Source organism: Psychrobacillus sp. L3, assembly GCF_042945595.1.
Taxonomy (GTDB): Bacteria; Bacillota; Bacilli; order Bacillales_A; family Planococcaceae; genus Psychrobacillus.
Genome location: NZ_CP168493.1, coordinates 3,656,636 through 3,677,487 on the forward strand (window position 1 = coordinate 3,656,636; position 20,852 = coordinate 3,677,487).

At 39.4% G+C, this 20,852-nt stretch carries 22 protein-coding genes; 5 read left to right on the forward strand and 17 right to left on the reverse strand.

What is annotated here, in order from left to right; genetic code table 11:
* Positions 1-379: 379 nt before the first annotated feature.
* The 16 genes from paaX to ACEPXD_RS18365 all read right to left on the reverse strand — a co-directional run bounded on the left by paaX (position 380) and on the right by ACEPXD_RS18365 (position 14,264).
* Positions 380-1,258: a phenylacetic acid degradation operon negative regulatory protein PaaX gene (gene paaX / locus ACEPXD_RS18290; protein ID WP_391118278.1), complete on the reverse strand. Its 879-nt coding sequence runs from the start codon at positions 1,256-1,258 to the stop codon at positions 380-382.
* A gap of 111 nt (positions 1,259-1,369) precedes the next feature.
* Positions 1,370-2,146: an enoyl-CoA hydratase-related protein gene (locus ACEPXD_RS18295; RefSeq protein ID WP_391118280.1), complete on the reverse strand. Its 777-nt coding sequence runs from the start codon at positions 2,144-2,146 to the stop codon at positions 1,370-1,372.
* Between the two features lie 103 nt (positions 2,147-2,249).
* The gene (locus ACEPXD_RS18300) at positions 2,250-3,455 is read right to left on the reverse strand and encodes an acetyl-CoA C-acyltransferase (RefSeq protein ID WP_391118282.1); all 1,206 of its coding nucleotides are present in this window, start codon (positions 3,453-3,455) and stop codon (positions 2,250-2,252) included.
* Positions 3,452-4,324 carry a 3-hydroxyacyl-CoA dehydrogenase gene (locus ACEPXD_RS18305; protein WP_391118284.1) on the reverse strand — a complete coding sequence of 291 codons (873 nt, stop codon included), beginning with the start codon at positions 4,322-4,324 and terminating at the stop codon, positions 3,452-3,454. Before ACEPXD_RS18305 ends, ACEPXD_RS18300 begins: the two co-directional genes overlap by 4 nt.
* Before the next feature lie 331 nt (positions 4,325-4,655).
* On the reverse strand, positions 4,656-6,173 hold the full coding sequence (locus ACEPXD_RS18310) for an aldehyde dehydrogenase family protein (protein WP_391118286.1): 1,518 nt from the start codon (positions 6,171-6,173) through the stop codon (positions 4,656-4,658).
* Between the two features lie 14 nt (positions 6,174-6,187).
* Complete coding sequence (locus ACEPXD_RS18315; protein ID WP_391118288.1) at positions 6,188-6,961, reverse strand: enoyl-CoA hydratase-related protein; 774 nt, start codon at positions 6,959-6,961, stop codon at positions 6,188-6,190.
* A gap of 12 nt (positions 6,962-6,973) precedes the next feature.
* The gene (locus ACEPXD_RS18320; protein ID WP_391118290.1) at positions 6,974-7,750 is read right to left on the reverse strand and encodes an enoyl-CoA hydratase/isomerase family protein; all 777 of its coding nucleotides are present in this window, start codon (positions 7,748-7,750) and stop codon (positions 6,974-6,976) included.
* On the reverse strand, positions 7,750-8,052 hold the full coding sequence (locus tag ACEPXD_RS18325) for an EthD family reductase (protein WP_391118292.1): 303 nt from the start codon (positions 8,050-8,052) through the stop codon (positions 7,750-7,752). The genes ACEPXD_RS18320 and ACEPXD_RS18325 overlap by 1 nt, the downstream gene beginning before the upstream one ends.
* A 16-nt stretch (positions 8,053-8,068) precedes the next feature.
* The gene (gene paaD / locus ACEPXD_RS18330; RefSeq protein ID WP_391118294.1) at positions 8,069-8,569 is read right to left on the reverse strand and encodes a 1,2-phenylacetyl-CoA epoxidase subunit PaaD; all 501 of its coding nucleotides are present in this window, start codon (positions 8,567-8,569) and stop codon (positions 8,069-8,071) included.
* A 26-nt stretch (positions 8,570-8,595) separates the two neighbouring features.
* Positions 8,596-9,408 (reverse strand): 1,2-phenylacetyl-CoA epoxidase subunit PaaC, encoded by an 813-nt coding sequence (paaC, locus tag ACEPXD_RS18335; RefSeq protein ID WP_391118296.1) that lies wholly within the window; start codon positions 9,406-9,408, stop codon positions 8,596-8,598.
* Entirely contained in the window at positions 9,405-9,752 is a 348-nt protein-coding gene (paaB, locus tag ACEPXD_RS18340; RefSeq protein WP_391118297.1) for a 1,2-phenylacetyl-CoA epoxidase subunit PaaB, read from the reverse strand. The genes paaC and paaB overlap by 4 nt, the downstream gene beginning before the upstream one ends.
* Before the next feature lie 18 nt (positions 9,753-9,770).
* Complete coding sequence (gene paaA / locus ACEPXD_RS18345; protein ID WP_391118298.1) at positions 9,771-10,724, reverse strand: 1,2-phenylacetyl-CoA epoxidase subunit PaaA; 954 nt, start codon at positions 10,722-10,724, stop codon at positions 9,771-9,773.
* Positions 10,725-10,847: 123 nt separating this feature from the next.
* Positions 10,848-11,087, reverse strand: a complete 240-nt coding sequence (locus ACEPXD_RS18350; RefSeq protein ID WP_391118299.1) for a ferredoxin — start codon at positions 11,085-11,087, stop codon at positions 10,848-10,850.
* Between the two features lie 21 nt (positions 11,088-11,108).
* Positions 11,109-12,137 carry an NAD(P)/FAD-dependent oxidoreductase gene (locus tag ACEPXD_RS18355; protein ID WP_391123364.1) on the reverse strand — a complete coding sequence of 343 codons (1,029 nt, stop codon included), beginning with the start codon at positions 12,135-12,137 and terminating at the stop codon, positions 11,109-11,111.
* Positions 12,138-12,156: 19 nt separating this feature from the next.
* Positions 12,157-13,461, reverse strand: coding sequence for a phenylacetate--CoA ligase family protein (locus ACEPXD_RS18360; RefSeq protein WP_391123366.1), 1,305 nt, complete (start codon positions 13,459-13,461; stop codon positions 12,157-12,159).
* Between the two features lie 332 nt (positions 13,462-13,793).
* Positions 13,794-14,264 carry a DinB family protein gene (locus ACEPXD_RS18365; RefSeq protein WP_391118300.1) on the reverse strand — a complete coding sequence of 157 codons (471 nt, stop codon included), beginning with the start codon at positions 14,262-14,264 and terminating at the stop codon, positions 13,794-13,796.
* Between the two features lie 168 nt (positions 14,265-14,432).
* On the opposite strand from ACEPXD_RS18365, the gene ACEPXD_RS18370 reads away from it, so the two are divergent.
* Complete coding sequence (locus tag ACEPXD_RS18370; protein WP_391123369.1) at positions 14,433-15,677, forward strand: aminopeptidase; 1,245 nt, start codon at positions 14,433-14,435, stop codon at positions 15,675-15,677.
* 135 nt (positions 15,678-15,812) lie between these two features.
* Here the strand turns inward: ACEPXD_RS18370 and ACEPXD_RS18375 are convergent, their stop codons facing one another.
* Complete coding sequence (locus ACEPXD_RS18375; protein ID WP_391123372.1) at positions 15,813-16,088, reverse strand: DUF2619 domain-containing protein; 276 nt, start codon at positions 16,086-16,088, stop codon at positions 15,813-15,815.
* A gap of 447 nt (positions 16,089-16,535) precedes the next feature.
* Between ACEPXD_RS18375 and ACEPXD_RS18380 the strand changes: the two genes are divergently transcribed.
* The 4 genes from ACEPXD_RS18380 (at position 16,536) to ACEPXD_RS18395 (ending at position 20,821) form a co-directional block, all read left to right on the forward strand.
* Positions 16,536-17,828: an ABC transporter substrate-binding protein gene (locus ACEPXD_RS18380; protein WP_391118301.1), complete on the forward strand. Its 1,293-nt coding sequence runs from the start codon at positions 16,536-16,538 to the stop codon at positions 17,826-17,828.
* Between the two features lie 133 nt (positions 17,829-17,961).
* The gene (locus ACEPXD_RS18385; RefSeq protein ID WP_391118302.1) at positions 17,962-18,906 is read left to right on the forward strand and encodes a carbohydrate ABC transporter permease; all 945 of its coding nucleotides are present in this window, start codon (positions 17,962-17,964) and stop codon (positions 18,904-18,906) included.
* Positions 18,906-19,748 carry a carbohydrate ABC transporter permease gene (locus tag ACEPXD_RS18390; protein ID WP_391118304.1) on the forward strand — a complete coding sequence of 281 codons (843 nt, stop codon included), beginning with the start codon at positions 18,906-18,908 and terminating at the stop codon, positions 19,746-19,748. The genes ACEPXD_RS18385 and ACEPXD_RS18390 overlap by 1 nt, the downstream gene beginning before the upstream one ends.
* Positions 19,749-19,789: 41 nt before the next feature.
* Entirely contained in the window at positions 19,790-20,821 is a 1,032-nt protein-coding gene (locus ACEPXD_RS18395) for a LacI family DNA-binding transcriptional regulator (protein WP_391118306.1), read from the forward strand.
* Positions 20,822-20,852: the final 31 nt, after the last annotated feature.

Below are 20,852 nucleotides of genomic sequence, written 5' to 3' on the forward strand. Positions count from 1 at the left end.
ATGCTATCTATCTCTTTTTAGTGCCAAGACTAATTACAAAACGGTCTTTAGAATTCAAGAGTTGCATAACCAGTTGCATTTATTAACACTTTATGGAACTTAGAGACCAATTTACCCTAATGCAAGGCTTATTGCACTAGACTCGGGACTAATTGGAAGGCACTGAAAAAGTAGCGTGTGGAATGAAGCTATAAATAAGCTACCCTCAATAAATGACGTTCAAATAGTAAGTTTTACAAAACACCACGATTACCGGATTTCTAGTAACCCAATTTATATACTCCCTCTTGAAATATTTTTATATCAACGTTTCAAGCTACTTTGCAAGTGACTAAGAAATTTTTTTTCGTCAACTTCTTATTAAGCACGGCGAAAAATGTTAATCCATAAGAAGTGGATGATCATCTGCATCATATCCTTTGTCTTTACGACGCATATCATTGTCTTCTTGGAACACTTCCTCGAAAAATTTACTTGCGGACTGTGCCAACAATTTATAATATTGTTCGAATAAAAGAGCAGCATGGTTCCCACTCCATATTTCTGGTAGTAGTTCTTTCGGTAGCCCAGGATCTGTAAAGAGAAATTTACGGTATTCATGGACGAGGTTTGTCCGTTCTACAAAACACTCTGCATCTGTCATTCGGCCATCGTTCATCATGCTTTGATGAACGATATATTGTTCACTATAGGTTGAAATAAATTCTTTATATTTTCCATCGATTTCTTGAAGAGGCCAACTCTTTTCAACAAGTTCTCTGTTTGCTTGCGGTCCTTTGTATTCGGATACGAAGAAATCTACATAAGTTTGTATGTCATACTTTTTAATAAGAAATTGTACTTCTTTTTCAAGATTGTTCGGCGAAATCCAGCAACCATTGGAAAAGCTCCCAAATCCACTCCATAAAAGCTCTTTACGTAGTTCATCACGGATTTGTCTTTTTTCTTCTGGAATTGTATACATTAGCATACGCCATTTTCCGTCCCAATCGTTTGGCATCAATTTAAAAATCCGTATCGCCGCTTCTTCCATCCGTACTTCTCCACGTGAAGTTAGAAAGTAATAGCTCTTATTTCCTTTCTTCTCAGATTCGAGCCACCCTTGTTTCATCATTCTGGACACGGCTACTCGAACCGACTGTTCATTGTGGCCAAATTCCTTCAATAATCGGATCAAGCTTCCAATCCATATTTTATTGCCGTAATGGCGGATATAATCTCCGTATATTGTAAATATCATTGATTGCGTATTTGACATATAGAATCACTCTTTCTTTTTCCCTATTTAACAATATATCACGCTTCTTTCCGTCTTTCATTATTTTGTTATAAGAAATCAAATAAGCCTCTGCTAAATACAATTAACTAATTACTTCCCTAAGAAGATTGGTTTTCTTTTCTCACTGAATGCATGTAGTGCTTCCATTCGATCCTCGGTTGGGATCGTTAGTTCATATGCCTTGGATTCGATTGCGAGCCCAGTTTGCAAGTCGGTGTTCATCCCTTGCGTAATGGCATATTTTGCTTGCTTAATCGCTACTGGACCATTTCCCATCATTTCATAGGCCAGTTGTTCACAAACAGCAAGAAGGTTTTCTTTCTTCGCAGTTTTCAAAACGACCCCAAGTTGTACTCCTTCTTCTGCTGTAAATTTCCTTGCAGTGAAGATTAGCTCTTTCGCCTTCATTTCCCCAACTAGCCTAGGAAGTCTTTGCGTCCCACCCGCGCCTGGGATGATAGCCCAGCTCGTTTCCGTTAGACCCATCTTCACTCCTTCAGCTGCAATGGAAAAATCACATGCAATCATCAATTCAAAACCACCACCGAATGCATATCCATTTACTGCGGCAATCGTCGGCTGCGCGAGATTTGCAATGCTGTTGAACACATCTCGAATCGCTTTCACATTTCTACGAACTTCTGCTTCCTTCAATGTTTTTCTCTCTTTTAAATCAGCACCCGCACTAAATGATTTGTCGCCTGCACCAGTAAAAATGACTACTCTTACTTCTGCATCAAGTGAAATCGTATCTACCACTTTTTGTAGCTCATGCAATGTTTCATAATTAAAACAGTTCAATGCTTCTTTACGACTAATAGTGACATACGCAATATTGTTTTCTTTTTTTAGTAAAATAGTTGTCATTGTTTCGTCTCCTTTTCGATTAAAAGACTGCCCCACTCTCGCTTTCGCTCTTCCTTTTTTTCAAAAGAGCATTGACGCATGAAGGACAGCCTTATTCACCTATTTATTCCGGTATACGTTCAAAAATCGTTGCAATTCCTTGACCCACTCCGATACACATCGTTGCCAATCCGAATTGAACATCTTTTTTCTTCATTTCATACAAAAGTGTCGTTACAATGCGAGCACCACTCGCACCTAAAGGGTGTCCGAATGCAATTGCTCCGCCATTGACGTTTACTTTATCAGAATCTAAATCTAACTGGCGTATGCACTCTAGTGATTGGGAAGCAAAGGCTTCATTCAATTCAACGAGTCCTAGATCATTAGTCGTTAGTCCTGCACGATCCAAAGCTTTTCTGGAAGCAAATATTGGTCCAAGCCCCATAACAGAAGGTTCAAGTCCAGCTGTTGCTCCTGTCACATATTTTGCTAAAGGCTTCAAATTCAGTTCTTTCGCTTTTTCGGCACTCATTAGTAATAAAGCAGCCGCACCGTCATTGACACCCGAAGCGTTGCCTGCCGTGACGGTTCCACCTTCAAATAATGGTTTTAGCTTTCCAAGCTTCTCAAGCGTTGTATCGGCCCTCGGATGTTCATCACGATCTACAATGATTTCATTTCCTTTTCGGTCTTTATAGACAACTGGAACGATTTCTTCAGCAAATCGGTTTTCTTCCATTGCTTTTTTTGCACATCGCTGACTTTCGAACGCAAATAAGTCCTGATCTTGCCGGGTTATATGATACCTCTGTGCAACGTTTTCGGCTGTTTGCGGCATCGTATCTACACCATACATTTCTTTCAATTTTTTATTTGTAAAACGCCAGCCTATTGTTGTATCTTGCAGTTCCATATTGCCTCGTGGAAATTCTTTATCTGGCTTTGCCATGACAAGTGGAGCACGAGTCATGCTTTCTGTGCCACCTGCGATGTAAATATCCCCTTCACCGACTGCAATTGCTCTTGCTGCGTACATGATTGCGTCAAGCCCCGACCCACATAGACGGTTAATAGTTGTGCCTGCAACTTCGACTGGCAGGCCAGCTAACAATCCAGACATGCGCGCAACGTTGCGATTATCTTCACCAGCTTGATTGGCATTTCCGAAAACAACTTCTTCAATTTGTTCTGGGGGTAGATTCGGATTCCGTTCAACAAGTGCTTTAATAACGATAGCGCCCAAATCATCCGGTCGCACATCTTTTAATGCACCATTGTATTTTCCGATTGGCGTGCGGACAGCATCCACTATGACTACTTCTCTCATTTCTTAACCAACTCTTCCTTTGTTGTATAGTCGTATACACCTTTGCCGGTCTTTCGTCCAAGTCGCCCCGCTTTGACATATTGCTCTAGGAGAGGCGCTGGGCGATATTTCTCCCCAAGCTTTTCGTGTAAATAGTTCAAGTTATTCAACCGCGTATCTAGTCCAACGAGATCGACGAGTTCGAATGGACCCATTGGGTAATTCAATCCTAGCTTGATTGCTTTATCAATTTCTTCTGGTGTGCCCAGTCCTTCTTGGAGCATGTAAAATGCTTCATTGCCAACAAGTGCACTAATCCGACTCGTTACGAACCCCGGAAATTCATTGATGACGACTGTTTCTTTACCCATCTTTACCGCTACTTCTCTAATTGTTTCTACTGTTTCATCGCTTGTTTCCAACCCTCGAACAATTTCGACAAGAGGCATTTTATGTACAGGATTAAAAAAGTGCATCGCAATTGTTTTTTCTGGGCGTTTACCAAAAGAAGCAATTTCCGTTGGGCTCATCGTTGAAGTATTTGTAGCAAAATAACAATGACTCGGAGCATATTCTTCTATCGTTTCAAACACATGTTTTTTAATTTCCGTCTTTTCTGGAACAGCTTCAATGATTAAGTCAGCAATACTAGACGCTTTTTTCAGGTCGATTTCATAAGTTAAATTCCCACGTGCCTGGTCGGCTTGGTCAAATGAAATTTTCCCAAGCTTTATACCTTTTTCAAAAATATTATCTATTTCTTGCTTCGCATTTTGTAATGCGGAATCATTATTGTCGACAAGTGTCACTACATACCCACCAACCGCTCCAACATAAGCGATTCCTCTTCCCATCACACCTGAACCTATGATTACAATATGGTTAATCATCGTTATCCTCCTTTGATAATGAAAGAATACGGACAGGGGTTTGAAAGATCCCTGTCCGTAATCCTACTCTATTTTTACATAACAAAGCATAAACTTTTCTCCGTAGTATCTGTCCAGACTCCAGCGCCTTGCCCCTCGGGGTCAAATGTGAAAAAGCTGCTCCTGCGCAAGCTCGTCGCAAACAAGTGCGTTTGTGGTGGCTGGGGAGCTGCCTCCTTGGCCCGCACGATGCGGGTCATGTCTGCTTTGCCACAGGATGTGGCGAACTTTGCAGACCTACACTTTCCCCATTTGCCTGTCGGGGCAGACATAGGCGCTTCCGCTTTTCTATTTACAGTCCGAACGGATTTAGTGGACGACTGCCATAGTATGATAAAATACTTTTCGTTTCTGAATAAAGATCAAGCGTTTCAATACACAGCTCGCGGCCGAACCCAGATTGCTTATAGCCACCAAATGGTGTCCCCGGGAATGCTGAGAATGGACAGTTTACCATGACAATCCCTGCTTGGATCTGATTTGCAACGCGTGTGGCACGTGCACCGTCTTTGGACCAAATTGCTGAACCTAACCCAAACTCAGTATCGTTTGCGAGTCGAATAGCCTCTTTTTCATCTTTAAATTTCATCACAACTACAACCGGACCGAAAATCTCTTCTTTTACAACCGTCATATCGTGATTTACGTTTGCAATAATCGTCGGCTCATACCAGAATCCATTTTCATACCCTTCTGGCTTCGCAACATTACCACCAACAAGAATTTCTGCCCCTTCCTTTCGGGCAGATTGGACATAGCCATCGATTGTATCTAGTTGACCTTGATCGATAATTGCCCCCACATGTGTTCCTTTATCAAATGGGTTTCCTAGCTGTAGTTTTTTCGTTTTTTCAACAAACTTGATCATGAAATCATCGTAAATGTCTTCGTGCACATATAAACGAGAACGTGCTTCACATGATTGACCTGAGTTATAGAAAATGCCAAATAAAGAACCATCTACTGCAGCTTCCATATCCGCATCTTCAAATACGATATTCGGTGATTTTCCACCAAGCTCAAGTGTGACCCGTTTTAAGGTTTGAGATGCTTTGCCCATGATGTCTTTACCGATAGGTGTCGAGCCAGTGAAGGCTACTTTATCAACTTGTGGATGTTCCACTAAAAAGTTCCCGATTTCAGATCCTGAACCTGGAAGAACGTTTACCACTCCAGCAGGAACTCCCGCTTCAAGGCAAATTTCTCCAAGGATGATAGCAGTTAGTGGAGTAAGCGATGCCGGCTTCACAATTACCGAACAGCCTACTGCAATAGCAGGTGCCACTTTCCAAGCTGCCATCATGAGTGGGTAATTCCAAGGTATGATTTGCGCACAAACACCAACAGGCTCCTTCTCCGTGTAGTTGTGGAATTGTCCCGGGACATTGTTCACTGTTCCGCGGTGACCAACAATTGCACCAGCATAAAACTCAAAATCTTCAATTGCCTGTGAAACTTGACCTTGTGCTGCTTGAAGAGACTTACCAGTATCAAGAATTTCCAATTCAACGAGTTCATTGAAACGAGCGCGCATTATTGCTGCAATTTTGTTTAGTACCTGCGCACGGCGACCAATTGTAGACTTTTTCCACTTACCATTATCAAAAGCATCACGTGCTGCTGCAACTGCTTTTTCAGCATCTTCTTTTGATGCTTTTGCAACTTCTGCTACAAGTTCACCTGTCGCCGGATTGTATGTTTTAATCGTTTCGCCTGTACTACTTTTTACTTTTTCGCCGTTAATAATCAAATGGTAAAAGTCACGTTTCATGGCTTCTTTCTCGACGTCATTATCTCGAATTGTTGTCATATGTTCAGCTCTCCTTATTGTCCTGAAAAAACAGGTTTTCTTTTTTCCATAAATGCATGGACACCTTCACGGTGATCATTTGTTAAACCAGCAATTCGTTGCCCTTGCGCTTCTTGCTCCAGATAATCTTCAAAAGAAAGTTCCGTAACCGCTTTCAACGAACGTTTGATTAATCCAATTGCTTGTGTTGGCAAAGCGGAAAGTCTTGCTGCAAATGCGGAAACGTCTTCTTCCCAAGTTTCCATTGGAATTAGTCTGTTCGCTAGACCCATTGCAACTGCCTCAGCAGCCAGCACTTTGTCTCCCAAAATGGATAGTTCCGCAGCTTTAGACTGTCCAACTAACTGAGTTAAATAATATAAATTACCCGAATCGGGAATGAGGCCAACATGGATGAAAGCATTCAAAAAACTGGCACGTTCCGAAACAAGTCGAAAGTCACAAGCAAGCGCTAGGCTGAATCCCGCTCCAGCTGCTACTCCATTTACCGCAGCGACAATTGGTTTTTCACATTGTCTCATTTGCTTAATCATCGGTCCGTAGTGGTCTCTTAGTACTTGACCATGATCCATATGCTCGTCAACCTCTGCTAAATCCTGACCAGAACAAAATGCCCGTCCTTCACCTGTAATGACAATACATCGAACTTGTTCATCAAAAGTAGCGGCTTTGATCGCGTCTTTAACTTCCCGATTCATTTGTGCAATAAATGCATTCAATTTGTCCGGTCTATTTAAATAAAGCCATGCAATACCGTCTTTAACGTCATAACGAATCGTTTCAAACATGCAACAACCTCCTTACTTCCCTTGATAATTCGGTTTTCTTTTTTCTACAAATGCATTCATGCCTTCTTTTTGGTCTTCTGTACCGAAGAGTAGGTAGAAATTTTTTCGTTCATATTGCATTCCTTCATATAAAGAATAATCCACAGCTTTGTTAACCGAATCTTTAATGAGGCGCAACGAAAGAGGCGGCTGTTTCGCTAGACGCTCTGCGAATTTCATCGTCTCTTCTATTACTAGTTCAGGTGCAACGATTTTATTGATAACCCCGTGTTTAAGAGCCGTTTCCGCAGAGATACGCTCTCCAGTCCAAAGCCATTCCAGCGCTTTCGTACGGCCAACAAGTTTCGTAAGCCGTTGCGTACCTCCTGCACCAGGCATGACGCCAAGTCCTACCTCTGGAAATGAAAACTCCGTACCGTTAGCAGCGATTAATAGATCACAACAAAGCGCAAGCTCAAATCCACCGCCGAAAACGAATCCTTTTACTGCACCAATAATTGGTTTTTTAATAAGTGCAAAACGATCCCAATCAGCAAATTGATTTAGTAGTTCCAGGCTAATTGGATTATCATCCATCATTTCATCAATATCTGCTCCTGCTGAAAAAGTACGTCCTTTTCCAGTAAGTACCATGACACGAGCGTTTTCATCCTGGTCGAAACCTTCCAACGCCGTGATAATTTCACTGACCATTTTTCGATTCAATGAATTTAACTGACGAGGGCGGTTCAGTTCAATAACTGCCACATTTCCCGTTAAGGAAGTTTCAATGAATTCGAAACGGTTCATTACGCTTCTTCACCAATCATTAATGTGACAAGATCTCCTGCAAATCCCATCAAGTCCTTGCCAGATGCTCTTCCTTCAGGTGAACGTAACCCTTCTTGCAGTGCATCCAAACTATCGTAATGCATTTCACAAGTAAGATAGTATTTTCCTTCTCCCCCCATTGGAGATCCTGTCACTTTGGTCACTTTCATCTCTCGAAGTCCAGGAATTTTCGCTGTAAGGGGTGCATGCACGTTGAAATAATGTTCGTCAAAAGCCTCTTTGTTTTCAGGGTGTTTATACAATGCGATCAATTTAGCCATTTATATTCTCCTCACTTTACATTAATGTAGAAACAGGTTTCATTGCTTCAAAAACGTTTTTACAGCTTTTACAGTACAAAATACTTCTACAAGCTGTCGGTCCAAAAATATTTTCCATCGTTACATAAGTTGAACCGCAATATGCGCAATCCACATGCCATGAGCCGTCTTCCTCCAAATGACGAGGTGGCGGAGAAATTCCAAACTTCCGTAGATTCACATGCCCTTGCTCCGTTATGCGGTCTGATGTCCAAGGTGGATGAAAGACGAACTCTACTTCAACTTCATCCACTTCTGGAAGCTTTTTTATCGCATTCATCGTATTCAATTTGATAATTTCGAGTGCGGGACATCCCAAAAAAGTCGGAAGTAGAACTACCTTTACGTTATTTCCTTCCGTAGTGACTTCCCCCACCATACCAAGTTCAATTATGCTGATAGAGTCAATTTCAGGATCATTTACACTTTTAAGTACTTCCAATACGCGACCGACAGAAAGTTCTACTGATGCAGTCATTCTGCTCACCTCTTTCCATTTTCGGATTACCAGACTGCTAGTGAGTCAAGTTTGTAAACTTCAGAAAGTGTAAGTAATGCTTCATCCAAATCTTTCGTATGTTCGCCGTTCCGTCCATTTTTGGTAGGTCTATCCGGAATTGTCGGCACTTCCATTTGAAGAGCTCTGAACGCTGGTTCAATACTTACTCTCCATTTTTCTTTCAACATTTCTTCACTAGCTATTAATCTACTAGTTTCTATTACTTGTTTTTGGTTTCCATAAGAAAATACATCTCCAAAATCACCCATAACGAGTTCTATTGCATTGTTCATTTTCTTTTTTGCTACATCTGTAGAGCTTAATAATTGTTTAAACCAAGTTTCCCAGTGTAATTTATGATAATAAAGTTCCATTTTTACTTTTACGGCGGTTTCTGCAACTTGCTTGAATGAGCTTTCACACAAGGAATCGATTTTCACTTTTTTCGCCTGCGTGTAAAAGTAGCTTCTTACAACTTGAAAGGCCCAATCATACTGGGGTGTTTCCATATAATAGCCTTCACCGTTCACTCGTTCTGTCAAAATGCTGTTTCTTCTTTCATCTGCCGGGCGCAAATGAGCAAGGTCATCGGCATTTCCCACTCCTAAATCTTCTAGGAGTTTATAATACATGGCTGCATGACCCATACTGTCTTGGCTAATGGACGATGAAGCAACGTCTTCCTCAATATGTGGAGCAAGGCCGAGCCATTCAGATCCTCGGTAGGCATACAAAAAATCATCATCGGCCAGTTGGAATAATAAGCTTGTTATTGCTCCTTTATACTCTGTGCTCATGACAGAATCATTTTCGCTCATTTACGTTCTCCTCCCCATGACAGAATCTCTTTTTCATCAAGAATTTGCTGCTCGTATTGACGCCATTTTTTCTTTAAATAGCCGTAGCCTTTTGTCGTCCGATAATCTTTATTGTCCAGCCTGCCAAGCGTTTGTTTTTCTTCTACATCCATCTTTCGGATATTCTTCCGATTCACAATCCAAATGTCCGCAACCGGTTCACGGCGCATGAAATTTTCCTGTGCCAAAATAAACGCCATATCTTCATTTGGAGCTAGTAAGCTAAATTGATGCTGGAATGCAGAGCTTGGCGTTCGCTTGCTAAAAACTTCATATTCTTGATAAAATGTTTTTTCTTCCGCCATTTATCCTGACTCCTCCCTCTAATTGACCGCCACGCTTAGTGCATCGCGAACCCATGCATTATTTTCGTACGAAGATCGGCGTAAGTTCAGGCGTGCTTGTGAACGTGGTCCTCCGTTTTTAATAATTTTCTTGAATTCATTCCAATCCGGTTGTTTATACGACCATAGTTTACTTTCTTCGTCGAAATGGAGAGTGGAATCCGGAATTGTCAATCCAAGTGATAAAATACGTGGAATGTATTTGTCAAAAAAGATTTGCCTGAAGTCTTCGTTTGTTTTCGTTCGAATTTTATATTTAATCGTTAAGTCTTGTTTCGAAGAACCTGTCGTTTCTTTGCTTGCAGGTCCAAAAAACATGAGAAGGGCTTCCCACCAACGATTCAGAGATTCTTGAATCATCGCTTTTTGCTCATCTGTTCCTTCTGCAAGCGCCATGATGATCGATTCGCCATGCTGTGCATGAAACACTTCTTCTGCACATATGCGCTGTAGCGCTCTCGCGTATGGTCCGTATGAAGCACCAAGCATATTGGTTTGTGTAATAATAGCCGCTCCATCAACGAGCCAACCTATGATTCCTGCATCCGCCCATGTTTTTGTTTCCATATGGAAAACATTATGGAATTTTAAATCACCTTTGAATAGATCCTGCATTAAATCCCCACGATTTTTTCCATACGGTAAAAGTAAGTCTTCCGTTACGCGTAGAAGTAACTGACCGTGACCCATTTCATCCTGCACCTTTGCCATAATGCCAAGCTTTCGAGAAAGGGAAGGAGCTTTAGGCACCCATTCCTTCTCAGGTAGCGCTCCCATTATTTCACTTATCCCGTGCATGGAAATCAATTTAATTAATGTGATCCTGTATTCTTCCGGCATCCAGTCATCGGCTTCAATCTTGTCGCCAGCTTCAATACGCTGCATGAAATGAGCCATATGTGCTTCTTCCGAAAAATTGTGTACACTCGACATATGTAATCCCCCCTTTATTTAAGTTATGCGTCGTTGTTACGTAGTATAACATTTTCATAACGTCATTATATTATGACGTTATATAAGTTGCAAGTTAATTCTGATAATTTAAAAGAAATTACTTTATACCGCTTCCTTTATTATTGGCTCGTTTGCCATTTTAATAGATTCTGTTGGGCATCCTTCAAGCGCATCTTCCAAATCGTCATGTAAATCTTCCGGTATTTCAGCAGTCCCTAAATTATTATCCAGAATTACATATGCAAGTCCTTCATCATCATAATCAAAGATCTCGGGTGCACTCGCCCCACAAGCTCCACATGCAATGCAAGTTTCCTGATCAACAATTGTAAACTTAGGCATAATATACTTCCTTTCTTCTTTTTAGTAGACTTTTTCAGTTTCTTTCTCAAGTTTATCCATAACACTTGTGCTGTGAATCGGCTGTACTTTTGATGATGGATCAATATATACCTTTGCATTACTAATCGCTGTTGGTGCTTCGCCAAATCCACTTGCGATCAACTTTACTTTTCCTTCATATGTGCAAATATCACCGGCAGCATATATTCCCGGAATATTCGTTTCCATTTTTGAATTGACGACAATGCTGTTTTTCTCCAAATTAAATCCCCAATTTTTGATTGGACCAAGAGAAGATACGAAACCATAATTGACAATAACATCGTCCACTGCAATGACCTTTGTTTCTGTACCTTTTACTTCGTTTAACACGACATGCGTAATTTTTTCTTCTCCCATAAATTCCGTGGGAACGAATGGAGTCAGTACATCGACAGTAGAAGCCATCAACATTTCCACTGTATGTTCATGAGCGCGGAATTTATCACGGCGATGTGCCAACGTTACTTTTTCCGCAACCGATTCCAACATAAGAGCCCAATCCACTGCAGAATCTCCACCACCAAATAGCTGCACTTTTTTCCCAGCAAATTGCTGTAAATCATTGATAAAATAATGCAAATTGCTTTCTTCGAAACTAGCAGCATTTGCAAGATCTAGCTTCTTCGGTTGGAATGCACCATTTCCAGCAGTAATAATGATTGTTTTAGTAAAATGGGATTCTTTATTCGTAGTGAGTTTAAAAATACTGTTTGGCTTTTTTTCTATCACTTCCACCGCTTCATTTAAACAAACTGTTTGTTCAAATTGGGTCATTTGTTCTTTTAATCTATCGACAAGTTGTTGTGCTGTTATTTTTGGGAAACCTGCAACATCGTAAATATACTTTTCTGGATATAATGCCGATAATTGTCCTCCAAGTTGCGGGAGGCTTTCGATAACTTTGCAAGACATATTTCGAAGACCAGCATAAAAAGCAGTGAATAAACCTACTGGACCTCCTCCGATAATAGTTACGTCAAAAACTTCTTCAGTGTGAGACAAATTCAGTTCCTCCTTCTAAATGGACTTACACTCTAATGACCTTTTTATCTCTGTTATCTACAACGCGAATCGCTTTTCCTTCTGATCTTGGTATCGTCTTAGGGCAATTGAATACGATATCCATCGAAACTAAACAGGTCGATTTTATCAAACTCTGAACTTTTCTTTTCAATTGAATTACCCGCGAATCGCTCAAATCACCAGCAATTGTTTCATATAAAATGCTATCAATTTCTACATGGAGCTCCGCGCTGTCCATCGAGTCTTTTCTTATTAAATGAATTTGATAATGTGGCACTAAATTTTCTACCTGTAAAAGAACCCGTTCTACTTCCGACGGGAAGACATTTACCCCGCGAATAATCATCATGTCATCTGTGCGGCCTTTCACTCTCGACATTCTCGTTGTGGTTCTGCCGCATTTGCACTTCTCACGTGTGATGGATGAGATATCACCTGTGCGATATCGAATAATTGGGAGGGCTTCCTTTGTTAAACTTGTAAAAACTAGTTCCCCTTCTTCCCCATCAGCAACAGGTTCTAGCGTTTCAGGATTAATCACTTCAATGTAAAAGTGATCTTCCTGCACATGTAAGCCATTTTGTGCTTCGTGACATTCAACGGAGACACCTGGTCCAATGATTTCGCTCAATCCATATATATCAATTGCTTTCAAATCGAACGTTTGCTCAAGTTTCTCTCGCATTCCTTCTGACCAAGGCTCAGCTCCGAAAATTCCATATTCCATGGAAGACTGCCTTGGATCAATTCCTCTATCCTTCATTTTCTCTGCTATATTCAACATATAAGAAGGCGTTCCACATATACCCCTCGGTTTAAAATCTTCCATCAACGTAATTTGTCTTTCTGTGTTTCCTCCTGACATAGGTACAACCGCTGCTCCAAGTACTTCTGCACCGTAATGAAGTCCGATTCCTCCTGTAAACAAACCGTAGCCGTACGCATTATGGAAAATATCCGACTTTTTACCACCTGCAGCCACAATTGAACGTGCTACAACTTCAGCCCACATCTCTATATCTTTTGCTGTATATCCAACAACTGTCGGTTTTCCACTTGTTCCAGAAGATGCATGAATTCGTACAATCTCTTCTTGTGGTACGGCGAATAAACCAAATGGATATTGATCCCGCAAGTCCTGTTTTTTCGTAAATGGTAGTTTCGAAAGATCCTCTAAACTTTGAATAGTGTCCGGAGTAATCCCAAGTTCTTCGAATTTCTTACGATAAAATGCCACATGCTCATAAACGTTCCTAACCGTATTGCGAAGCCCTTCAAACTGAAGAGTTTCCATTTCATTGCGCGTCATCGTTTCTACTTGTGGATTATACAAACATCATTCCTCCTCAAATTAAATAATATAAATCTATATATAACACTTAAAGAACGACGGTATAATAATCAGTAATATGATATTAGATTAATAGTTAGAAACCTATAAGTCAACACAAAATTCCGAAAATTCTAAGATTAAAATTTCTACATTAGACATAATAATAGCTATTCACTCTCAGAAGTATTTTTACAATATTAAACACCTCTCCACTTAACAGCAGAGAGGTGTTTGAATTGTTTCTATTCATTTGTGGTGAGTACACTGAATTATTTCTTTACAATAGATCAATTTATTTTTCCGTTCGCCTATTGCATTTCTCTTGTCGGACCCATAACGCCAGGTACTGTTAGGCCTGCTTGACGTAGTAATACTGTCATTTGTCCACGGTGATGTGTTTGATGGTCAATTAAGCCTCGCAAAAATTTCCCGCGCGCTATTGGCCCTGTAAAACCAGAGATTTCTTCCAGTAGCATTTCATCTGTCAACTTAGCCGCCTCTGTTTTATATGCATCTACAGCCTTTTCATAAGCCTTTACAATTTCTGATACATCTGTTGGCATTGCCTGATCTCGTCCAGGTCCAGGAATTTGTAAGCCTGCAAAATGACCAAACGCTCCTGCAGAACCAACTAAATGCCAAGCTAACCAACCAAGCGTATTATGTCCTTCAACAATTGATTGGTCTAACTTATCGTTTGTCATCGCTTTGAAAGCATTTAATGTTCCTTCTGCCGAGGTTGTCCAATCTTCTATAAAATCTTCTACTTTACGGTACACACTTATCACTCCTGTTTTTAAATAGATTCTCCTCTCTATCATAGCTATTGGGTATATTAGGTGCAACTTATGGACAAGAAAACTATCAGAAATTTTTCTTTGTTTTGTAAACATGTTTCCGTTTAAGCATGCTAAAATAGTTAATGATGACAAAGTATTGGAGGAATAATTATGTTAGCTAACTTTGAAGAGAATTTACAAAAATATGCAAAACTATTAGTTGCAAAAGGAATCAATGTTCAACCAGGTGATTGGGTAAAAATGACCATTACGGTCGATCAAGCTAAATTAGCACAATTAATCACGAAAGAAGCTTATAATTTGGGAGCTGAAAAGGTTATTATCAAATGGTCCGATGATGAAATAAGCAAACTACATTATTTACACCAACCTATAGAAGTGTTAACCGACATTCCTGATTACGAAATTCAAGAATCCGAAGACCATGTATTAAATCATAGCGTAAGCCGCCTTTCTATCGTGTCAAGTGATCCAGGCTTACTAAATGAAGTTGATCCTGCTAAAATTGCTGCTTACCAAAATGTAGCTGGAAAGGCGTTCCAAGCACAACGCAAGGCAACTCAAAATGATGATCTAAAATGGACTGTTGCAGGGGCAGCTGGAGCTGGCTGGGCTGCACAAGTATTCCCTCACTTAGCAACTTCTGAAGAACAAGTCGATGCCCTATGGGACCAAATCTTCAAATCAAGTCGTGTGTATACAGTTGATCCAATTGCTGCTTGGGATGAACATAAGAAAATTTTAAATGAAAAAGCAGCAAAATTGAATGAAATGCAGTTCGACGCATTACACTACACTGCACCAGGCACGGATTTAACTCTAGGTTTACCAAAGAACCATATTTGGGCTTGTGCTGAAAGTTATAATCCTAAAGGGGAAGAATTCATTGCCAACATGCCTACGGAGGAAGTCTTCACTGCTCCTGATACACATCGCATGGAAGGTGTCGTACGAAGCACAAAACCACTAAGCTATGCTGGTACGCTAATTGAAGGCATTGAAGTGCACTTTAAAGACGGTAAAATCGTGGACATTTCTGCTGAAAAAGGCGATGAAACCATTAAAAAATTGGTGTATGACAATGAAGGTGCAACTGGTTTGGGTGAAGTAGCGCTTGTTCCAGATCCATCTCCTATTTCTCAATCGGGTATTACCTTCTTTACGACACTTTTTGATGAGAATGCATCTAATCACTTAGCAATCGGCTCAGCTTACCCTACTACGATTCAAGGCGGCACGAAAATGAGTCAAGAAGAGTTATTAAAGAATGGTATGAACACCTCCACTGTTCATGTAGACTTCATGATTGGGTCTGACAAAATGGATATTGATGGCATCAAACAAGATGGCACCATCGTTCCAATTTTCCGTAATGGAGACTGGGCATTTTAAACGTTCTTTCATGAGATTATTTATTTCCAAAAGTCCGAGGGATAAAGCTTTGTTTTTTGAAGCTATCTCCTTGGTCTTTTTTTTTTATTGTTTGGGACCAGGTTCTTAGTGAATTAGATTTGGAAGTGTTCCCTGTCATTCCAACTTTAAACTAAAAAGTATAAGCAAAATTCCACTAAAGAGACAAATCATTCTCGTTAATGAGATCTTTTCAGCTAAACCAAACAAAGCTATAGCTATCATAATGATTAAAACAGAAGTTCCGACTAAGACAAGTAGAGTGTTGAGATATAAGACTTTTTCTAAATCATTAAATTTATACATCAACATGGCAGCTGTTAAGTCGACACTTCCTGAAATTATTCTTAGTAGAATGATGAATAGTAGCGCTTTTTCAATCAATAGGAATATTTCCCTCCATTTGGTTTTCTAAATTATATGGATAGTTTTCCACTTCTAATAAAGAAAGTTGAGACTTAGTTAATGCGCACTATTACCTCGCTCTGCACTAATTCGTACAGGTCGTGAAGAGATAGCAAGGTGGTATCTTTCTAATAAAAGATGCATAGAATAATAATTATTAGAAACCGGGTTACAAAAATACTCTAAAAGTAATTGAATTTTTAAAATATTAGATTACAGCTGAATATGTAAGCGTTTTATTTTATATATAACTCGTTAAAAGTGTGTTTTTTTATTCATCATCGAAACCGGTTTCTATGGTGGTCCATAAGGAGGACGATATGCTAAAGATACATGATCCCACTTTAACAAATGGTTAATAAGTAGGGAGGAATCTCTATATTGATGGCAGTTTTACTTTATGAATCAATTATTCTATTACTAGGGGGATATTTAATGAAATTAAAAAAATGGCTGTTCGTATGTTTTTCAATTTTTTTAGCATTACTCATTACTGCATGTTCTTCTGATAAGACATCGAATACTTCCGAAGAAAGTGGGAGTAAAGAGGAGCAAATCACATTAAACTTTTGGATGTTTGGCGCTACTGGTTATGAAGAATTGGCCAAGGAGTATGAAAAAGAACATCAAAACATCAAAATAAAAATAAAAACGTCCGAAACGGCAGATCATCATAATAATCTATTTACTGCGCTATCCGCCGGATCTGGTGCACCTGACATTGCTACACTTGAAGTCGATCAGTTAGATCGGTTCCGCGATGCTCAAGATCGTTTCGTCAATTTATATGATATGAAAGCCGATGAAGTAAAAAATCAATACTTAGATTGGAAATGGAAAATTGCCGAGAACGATGATGGAAAATTCTTGATGGGACTTCCTACCGACATTGGACCAAAAGGGTTGTATTACCGTATCGACGTGTTCGAAGCAGCCGGTTTACCAACAAAACCTGATGAAGTTTCAGCACTTATTACGACTCCTGAGCAATTCAAGCAAGCTGCCTTACAAATTAAAGAAAAAACAGGAAAACCAATGGTGGCGAGTATGGAAATGATGTACCGAGCTCAATTGGATGCTCTTGAGAAAAGCTATTTTGATAAAGAAGGAAATTTACTAATTGAACAACCTGGAAATGGTGTAAAAAAGGCATATGATTTAGCTGTTGACATGAATAAGCTTGGTGTAGTTGGCAATTTTGCAATGTGGTCACCTGAATGGGCAAACGCAGTCAATGACGGTAGCTTTGCAGTGGAATTAGGAGCTGCTTGGTTAAAAGGCTGGATGGAAGGAAATGCACCTGATGCAGTTGGAAAATTTAGAGTAGCAACATTGCCAAAAGAATATAGCGGAAACTGGGGTGGTTCTTATATTGCTATTCCTAAGGAAACAAAGCACGCGCAAGAAGCATATGATTTTATAAAATGGCTTGTTTCCCCTGAAAATCAATTGAAATCATTTAAGAGCAATGGGTTATTCCCGTCTTCTCCTGTCGTTTACGATATGCCTGAATTTAAAGAAGCTAGCGACGAGTTTTTTGGAGGCCAATCAACACAAACAGTCTTTGCCCTATCTGCACAAAAAATTGGAATGGTTTATAAAGGGAAAGATTATACAAGTGTGCATGATGAAATCCTTGCTGCACTAGTCAATGTTCAAGGCGGAGCAGATTCAGAGGAAGAATGGCATGCAGCTATCAAGCGTATTAAAACTAAACTAAATCGCTGATTATACAAGTCGTGGCGACTTTATTCGGCCCGCCCGTTAATGCGGGATAAACAATTCAGCGGTTGAGGAAACCGCTGAATGTATCTCGTATTTAGTGAAATTTCACTAAATATGGTTTAGAAGGAGTGATCGTATGGTTTCTTTGGATGAAAAACAACAAAAAGTTCAAAGTAAACGCTTTTCATCAGAAGAGATGAAAGATATTCTTTCAGGTTATTTATATATTTCGCCTTTTTTCATAGTTTTTGCGATTATTGGTCTTTATCCAGCTATATTCAGCCTTATTTTAGCGTTTCAAAAATGGAACGGTTTAGGTGAGATGGAGTTTGTCGGGTTGAATAATTTTAAGGTCATCCTGAGTGACCCGTTATTTTGGAAGTCAGTTTATAATACGATCATTCTTGGACTAATGGGTACTGCTCCCCAACTCGTGGTCGGACTAGTTTTAGCATTTTTACTAAATCTAACTTATTTACGATTTAAAGCTTTTTTTCGAGTAACTATTTTTATGCCGTATATTACTTCGATGGTAGCTGTTGCATTAGTGTTTAGTGTTTTTTTTAGTAACAATGAAACAGCTTTGGTCAATTATTTAATTGGTTTATTTGGATTTGATCCAGTCAATTGGAAAACGTCTGAGTGGGGTGCAAAAATCGCTATTTCAACGATGGTTTTCTGGAGATGGCTTGGATATAATACGATTATTTACTTAGCTGGCATGCAAAGTATTTCCAATGAATTGTATGAGGCAGCCAAAATAGATGGCGCTAGTAAGCTACAGCAACTTAGACATATTACTATTCCCTTGTTAAAGCCATTTATTTTGTTAACAGTCTTTTTTTCAACTGTAGGAGCTATGCAATTGTTTACAGAGCCAACTGTATTTCTTGGTAATACGGCTTTTGCAAGAGATGAAGCGATGACAGTTGTGATGTATTTATACCGTGATGCTTTTAAGTTATCTTCCTTCGGTACAGCATCGGCTGCTGCTATTGTTCTCTTATTATTCATCGTGTGTGCTTCGGCAGTTAATATGATGTTAACTCAAGGGTTTGGAAAGAATAGGAGGGGGCGCTGATGAGTCGCGAGGTTGGCGCAAAAAAGTGGGGAATCAGCCGAATTGGCATGTACTTATTCTTGTCCGTGATTTCCTTGTTTTCATTGTTCCCATTCTACTGGATGTTTGTTATGGCTACACGTCCAAGTTCAGCATATAATTCCATTCCACCGACAGTCATTCCCGGCAATCAGCTTGTTGGAAATTTCCAAAAAGTTTTGGACATGATTCCTTTTTTTCAATCGCTGCTTAACACGCTGATTGTTTGTCTTACAGTCACGATTGTGGTGCTATTTATAAGTTCACTTGCTGGATTTGCGTTTGCAAAAATGAAGTTACCTGGAAAGAATATGCTCTTTTTTATTATTTTATTTACAATTGTTATACCACCACAACTGGGATTAATCCCTCAGTATTTGTTAGTAGCAAAATCAGGATTACTCGATCACTTGTTTGCAGCAATGATTTTGTTTTTTCTAAATCCACTAGGCATTTTTCTTATGAGGCAGTATGTGAGCGAAGCAGTGCCTGATGAATTAATTGAAGCAGCAAAGTTAGATGGATGCTCGAATTTCAGAATTTATAGAAGCATTGTTCTTCCTATTATTTTACCGGCTTTCGCTACGCTTGGAATTATTGTATTCACTTCCGTATGGGGAGAGTTTTTGTGGCAATTTACTGTGTTACGAGATCCTGAATCTTATACGATCCAAGTAGCACTAGCATCATTAAATAATACATTTAAAGTAGATTTCGGCATGTTGCTTTCCGGCGTATTTTGGGCTACTTTGCCATTACTTATCATCTTTTTATTATTTAATAAATTGTTTATTTCCAGTGTTGCTGAAGGCTCCATTAAATAGTAATACAAAAATATTAGTACATGGAATTCGAGGGATATGAAATGACTTTAACTATACGTGATATTGCTCAAATGGCTGGAGTATCAAGGGCTACTGTCTCTAAAGTAATTAATAAATATGATGGCGTAAATGAGCAAACAAAACATAAAGTATTAGAAATCATAGAGAAGACGGGCTATCAACCTACTTTTTCTGCTAAATCACTTGCAACAAAGAAGTCTAAATTAATCGGACTCATTTATGCAGGGAAGATTAACGTGGAATTCAATCACCCATTTTTCAACGAGGTTATTTCATCTTTTCAGAAATCGATTGGAGCACTTGGCTACGATATTATCATTTTTTCTAATGAAACTTTTAATAAAGAGAATGTGGATTATTTAGCAAGGTGTAGACATTTCCGGTTAGATGGCTGTCTAATTATAGCTGGTGAAGAGGTTGAACATGCCGTTTCCGAGCTGGATGACAGTGATATTCCTTGTATTGGAATTGATATTGAACTTACTGGACAAAATTCAAGCTATGTTATGACGGATAATTTTAAAGTATCACAGCTAGCTGTGGAGCACTTACATTTAAATGCTATACGAGAAGTTGGCTATATTGCAGGAAAAGGAGATTCTGATATATCCAATCTTAGATTAGAAGGATTTCTTCAAACAATGAGCCAGTTTGGTATGTATACTGAGCAGGAATGGATAAAGCATGGAAACTTTTTTGAAGATAGTGGCTATGAAGAAATGCAGCAGATTCTTCTGGAAGATTCATTACCAAAAGCTGTAATAGCTGGTTCTGATATGATGGCTTTCGGCGCGATGCGAGCAATTAAAGAACATGGACTGAGCATCCCTAAGGATATTCAAATTATTGGTTGTGATGACGTGGAAGCTTGTCACTATATGGAGCCTGCACTTAGTACTATTAAACAAGATAAACAAAAAATTGGCAGATTAGCTGCATACAAGCTGAACGATTTAATAACTGGGGTAACCGGCTTAAAACCATCTCTTGTAGATCCTGAGTTAGTTATGAGAGATTCATCCTGTCATGTTGCAGAGAATATCAAGGCATAGTAAACGAAATGTTAATCACAAAGGGAGGAAT

Excerpts from the sequence above, each read along its gene's own strand:
- paaX (WP_391118278.1), bottom strand. The coding sequence starts at position 1,258 with ATGTCAAATACGCAATCAATGATATTTACAATATACGGAGATTATATC.
- ACEPXD_RS18295 (WP_391118280.1), bottom strand. The coding sequence starts at position 2,146 with ATGACAACTATTTTACTAAAAAAAGAAAACAATATTGCGTATGTCACT.
- ACEPXD_RS18300 (WP_391118282.1), bottom strand. The coding sequence starts at position 3,455 with ATGAGAGAAGTAGTCATAGTGGATGCTGTCCGCACGCCAATCGGAAAA.
- ACEPXD_RS18305 (WP_391118284.1), bottom strand. The coding sequence starts at position 4,324 with ATGATTAACCATATTGTAATCATAGGTTCAGGTGTGATGGGAAGAGGA.
- ACEPXD_RS18310 (WP_391118286.1), bottom strand. The coding sequence starts at position 6,173 with ATGACAACAATTCGAGATAATGACGTCGAGAAAGAAGCCATGAAACGT.
- ACEPXD_RS18315 (WP_391118288.1), bottom strand. The coding sequence starts at position 6,961 with ATGTTTGAAACGATTCGTTATGACGTTAAAGACGGTATTGCATGGCTT.
- ACEPXD_RS18320 (WP_391118290.1), bottom strand. The coding sequence starts at position 7,750 with ATGAACCGTTTCGAATTCATTGAAACTTCCTTAACGGGAAATGTGGCA.
- ACEPXD_RS18325 (WP_391118292.1), bottom strand. The coding sequence starts at position 8,052 with ATGGCTAAATTGATCGCATTGTATAAACACCCTGAAAACAAAGAGGCT.
- paaD (WP_391118294.1), bottom strand. The coding sequence starts at position 8,569 with ATGACTGCATCAGTAGAACTTTCTGTCGGTCGCGTATTGGAAGTACTT.
- paaC (WP_391118296.1), bottom strand. The coding sequence starts at position 9,408 with ATGAGCGAAAATGATTCTGTCATGAGCACAGAGTATAAAGGAGCAATA.
- paaB (WP_391118297.1), bottom strand. The coding sequence starts at position 9,752 with ATGGCGGAAGAAAAAACATTTTATCAAGAATATGAAGTTTTTAGCAAG.
- paaA (WP_391118298.1), bottom strand. The coding sequence starts at position 10,724 with ATGTCGAGTGTACACAATTTTTCGGAAGAAGCACATATGGCTCATTTC.
- ACEPXD_RS18350 (WP_391118299.1), bottom strand. The coding sequence starts at position 11,087 with ATGCCTAAGTTTACAATTGTTGATCAGGAAACTTGCATTGCATGTGGA.
- ACEPXD_RS18360 (WP_391123366.1), bottom strand. The coding sequence starts at position 13,461 with ATGACGCGCAATGAAATGGAAACTCTTCAGTTTGAAGGGCTTCGCAAT.
- ACEPXD_RS18380 (WP_391118301.1), top strand. The coding sequence starts at position 16,536 with ATGAAATTAAAAAAATGGCTGTTCGTATGTTTTTCAATTTTTTTAGCA.
- ACEPXD_RS18385 (WP_391118302.1), top strand. The coding sequence starts at position 17,962 with ATGGTTTCTTTGGATGAAAAACAACAAAAAGTTCAAAGTAAACGCTTT.
- ACEPXD_RS18390 (WP_391118304.1), top strand. The coding sequence starts at position 18,906 with ATGAGTCGCGAGGTTGGCGCAAAAAAGTGGGGAATCAGCCGAATTGGC.
- ACEPXD_RS18395 (WP_391118306.1), top strand. The coding sequence starts at position 19,790 with ATGACTTTAACTATACGTGATATTGCTCAAATGGCTGGAGTATCAAGG.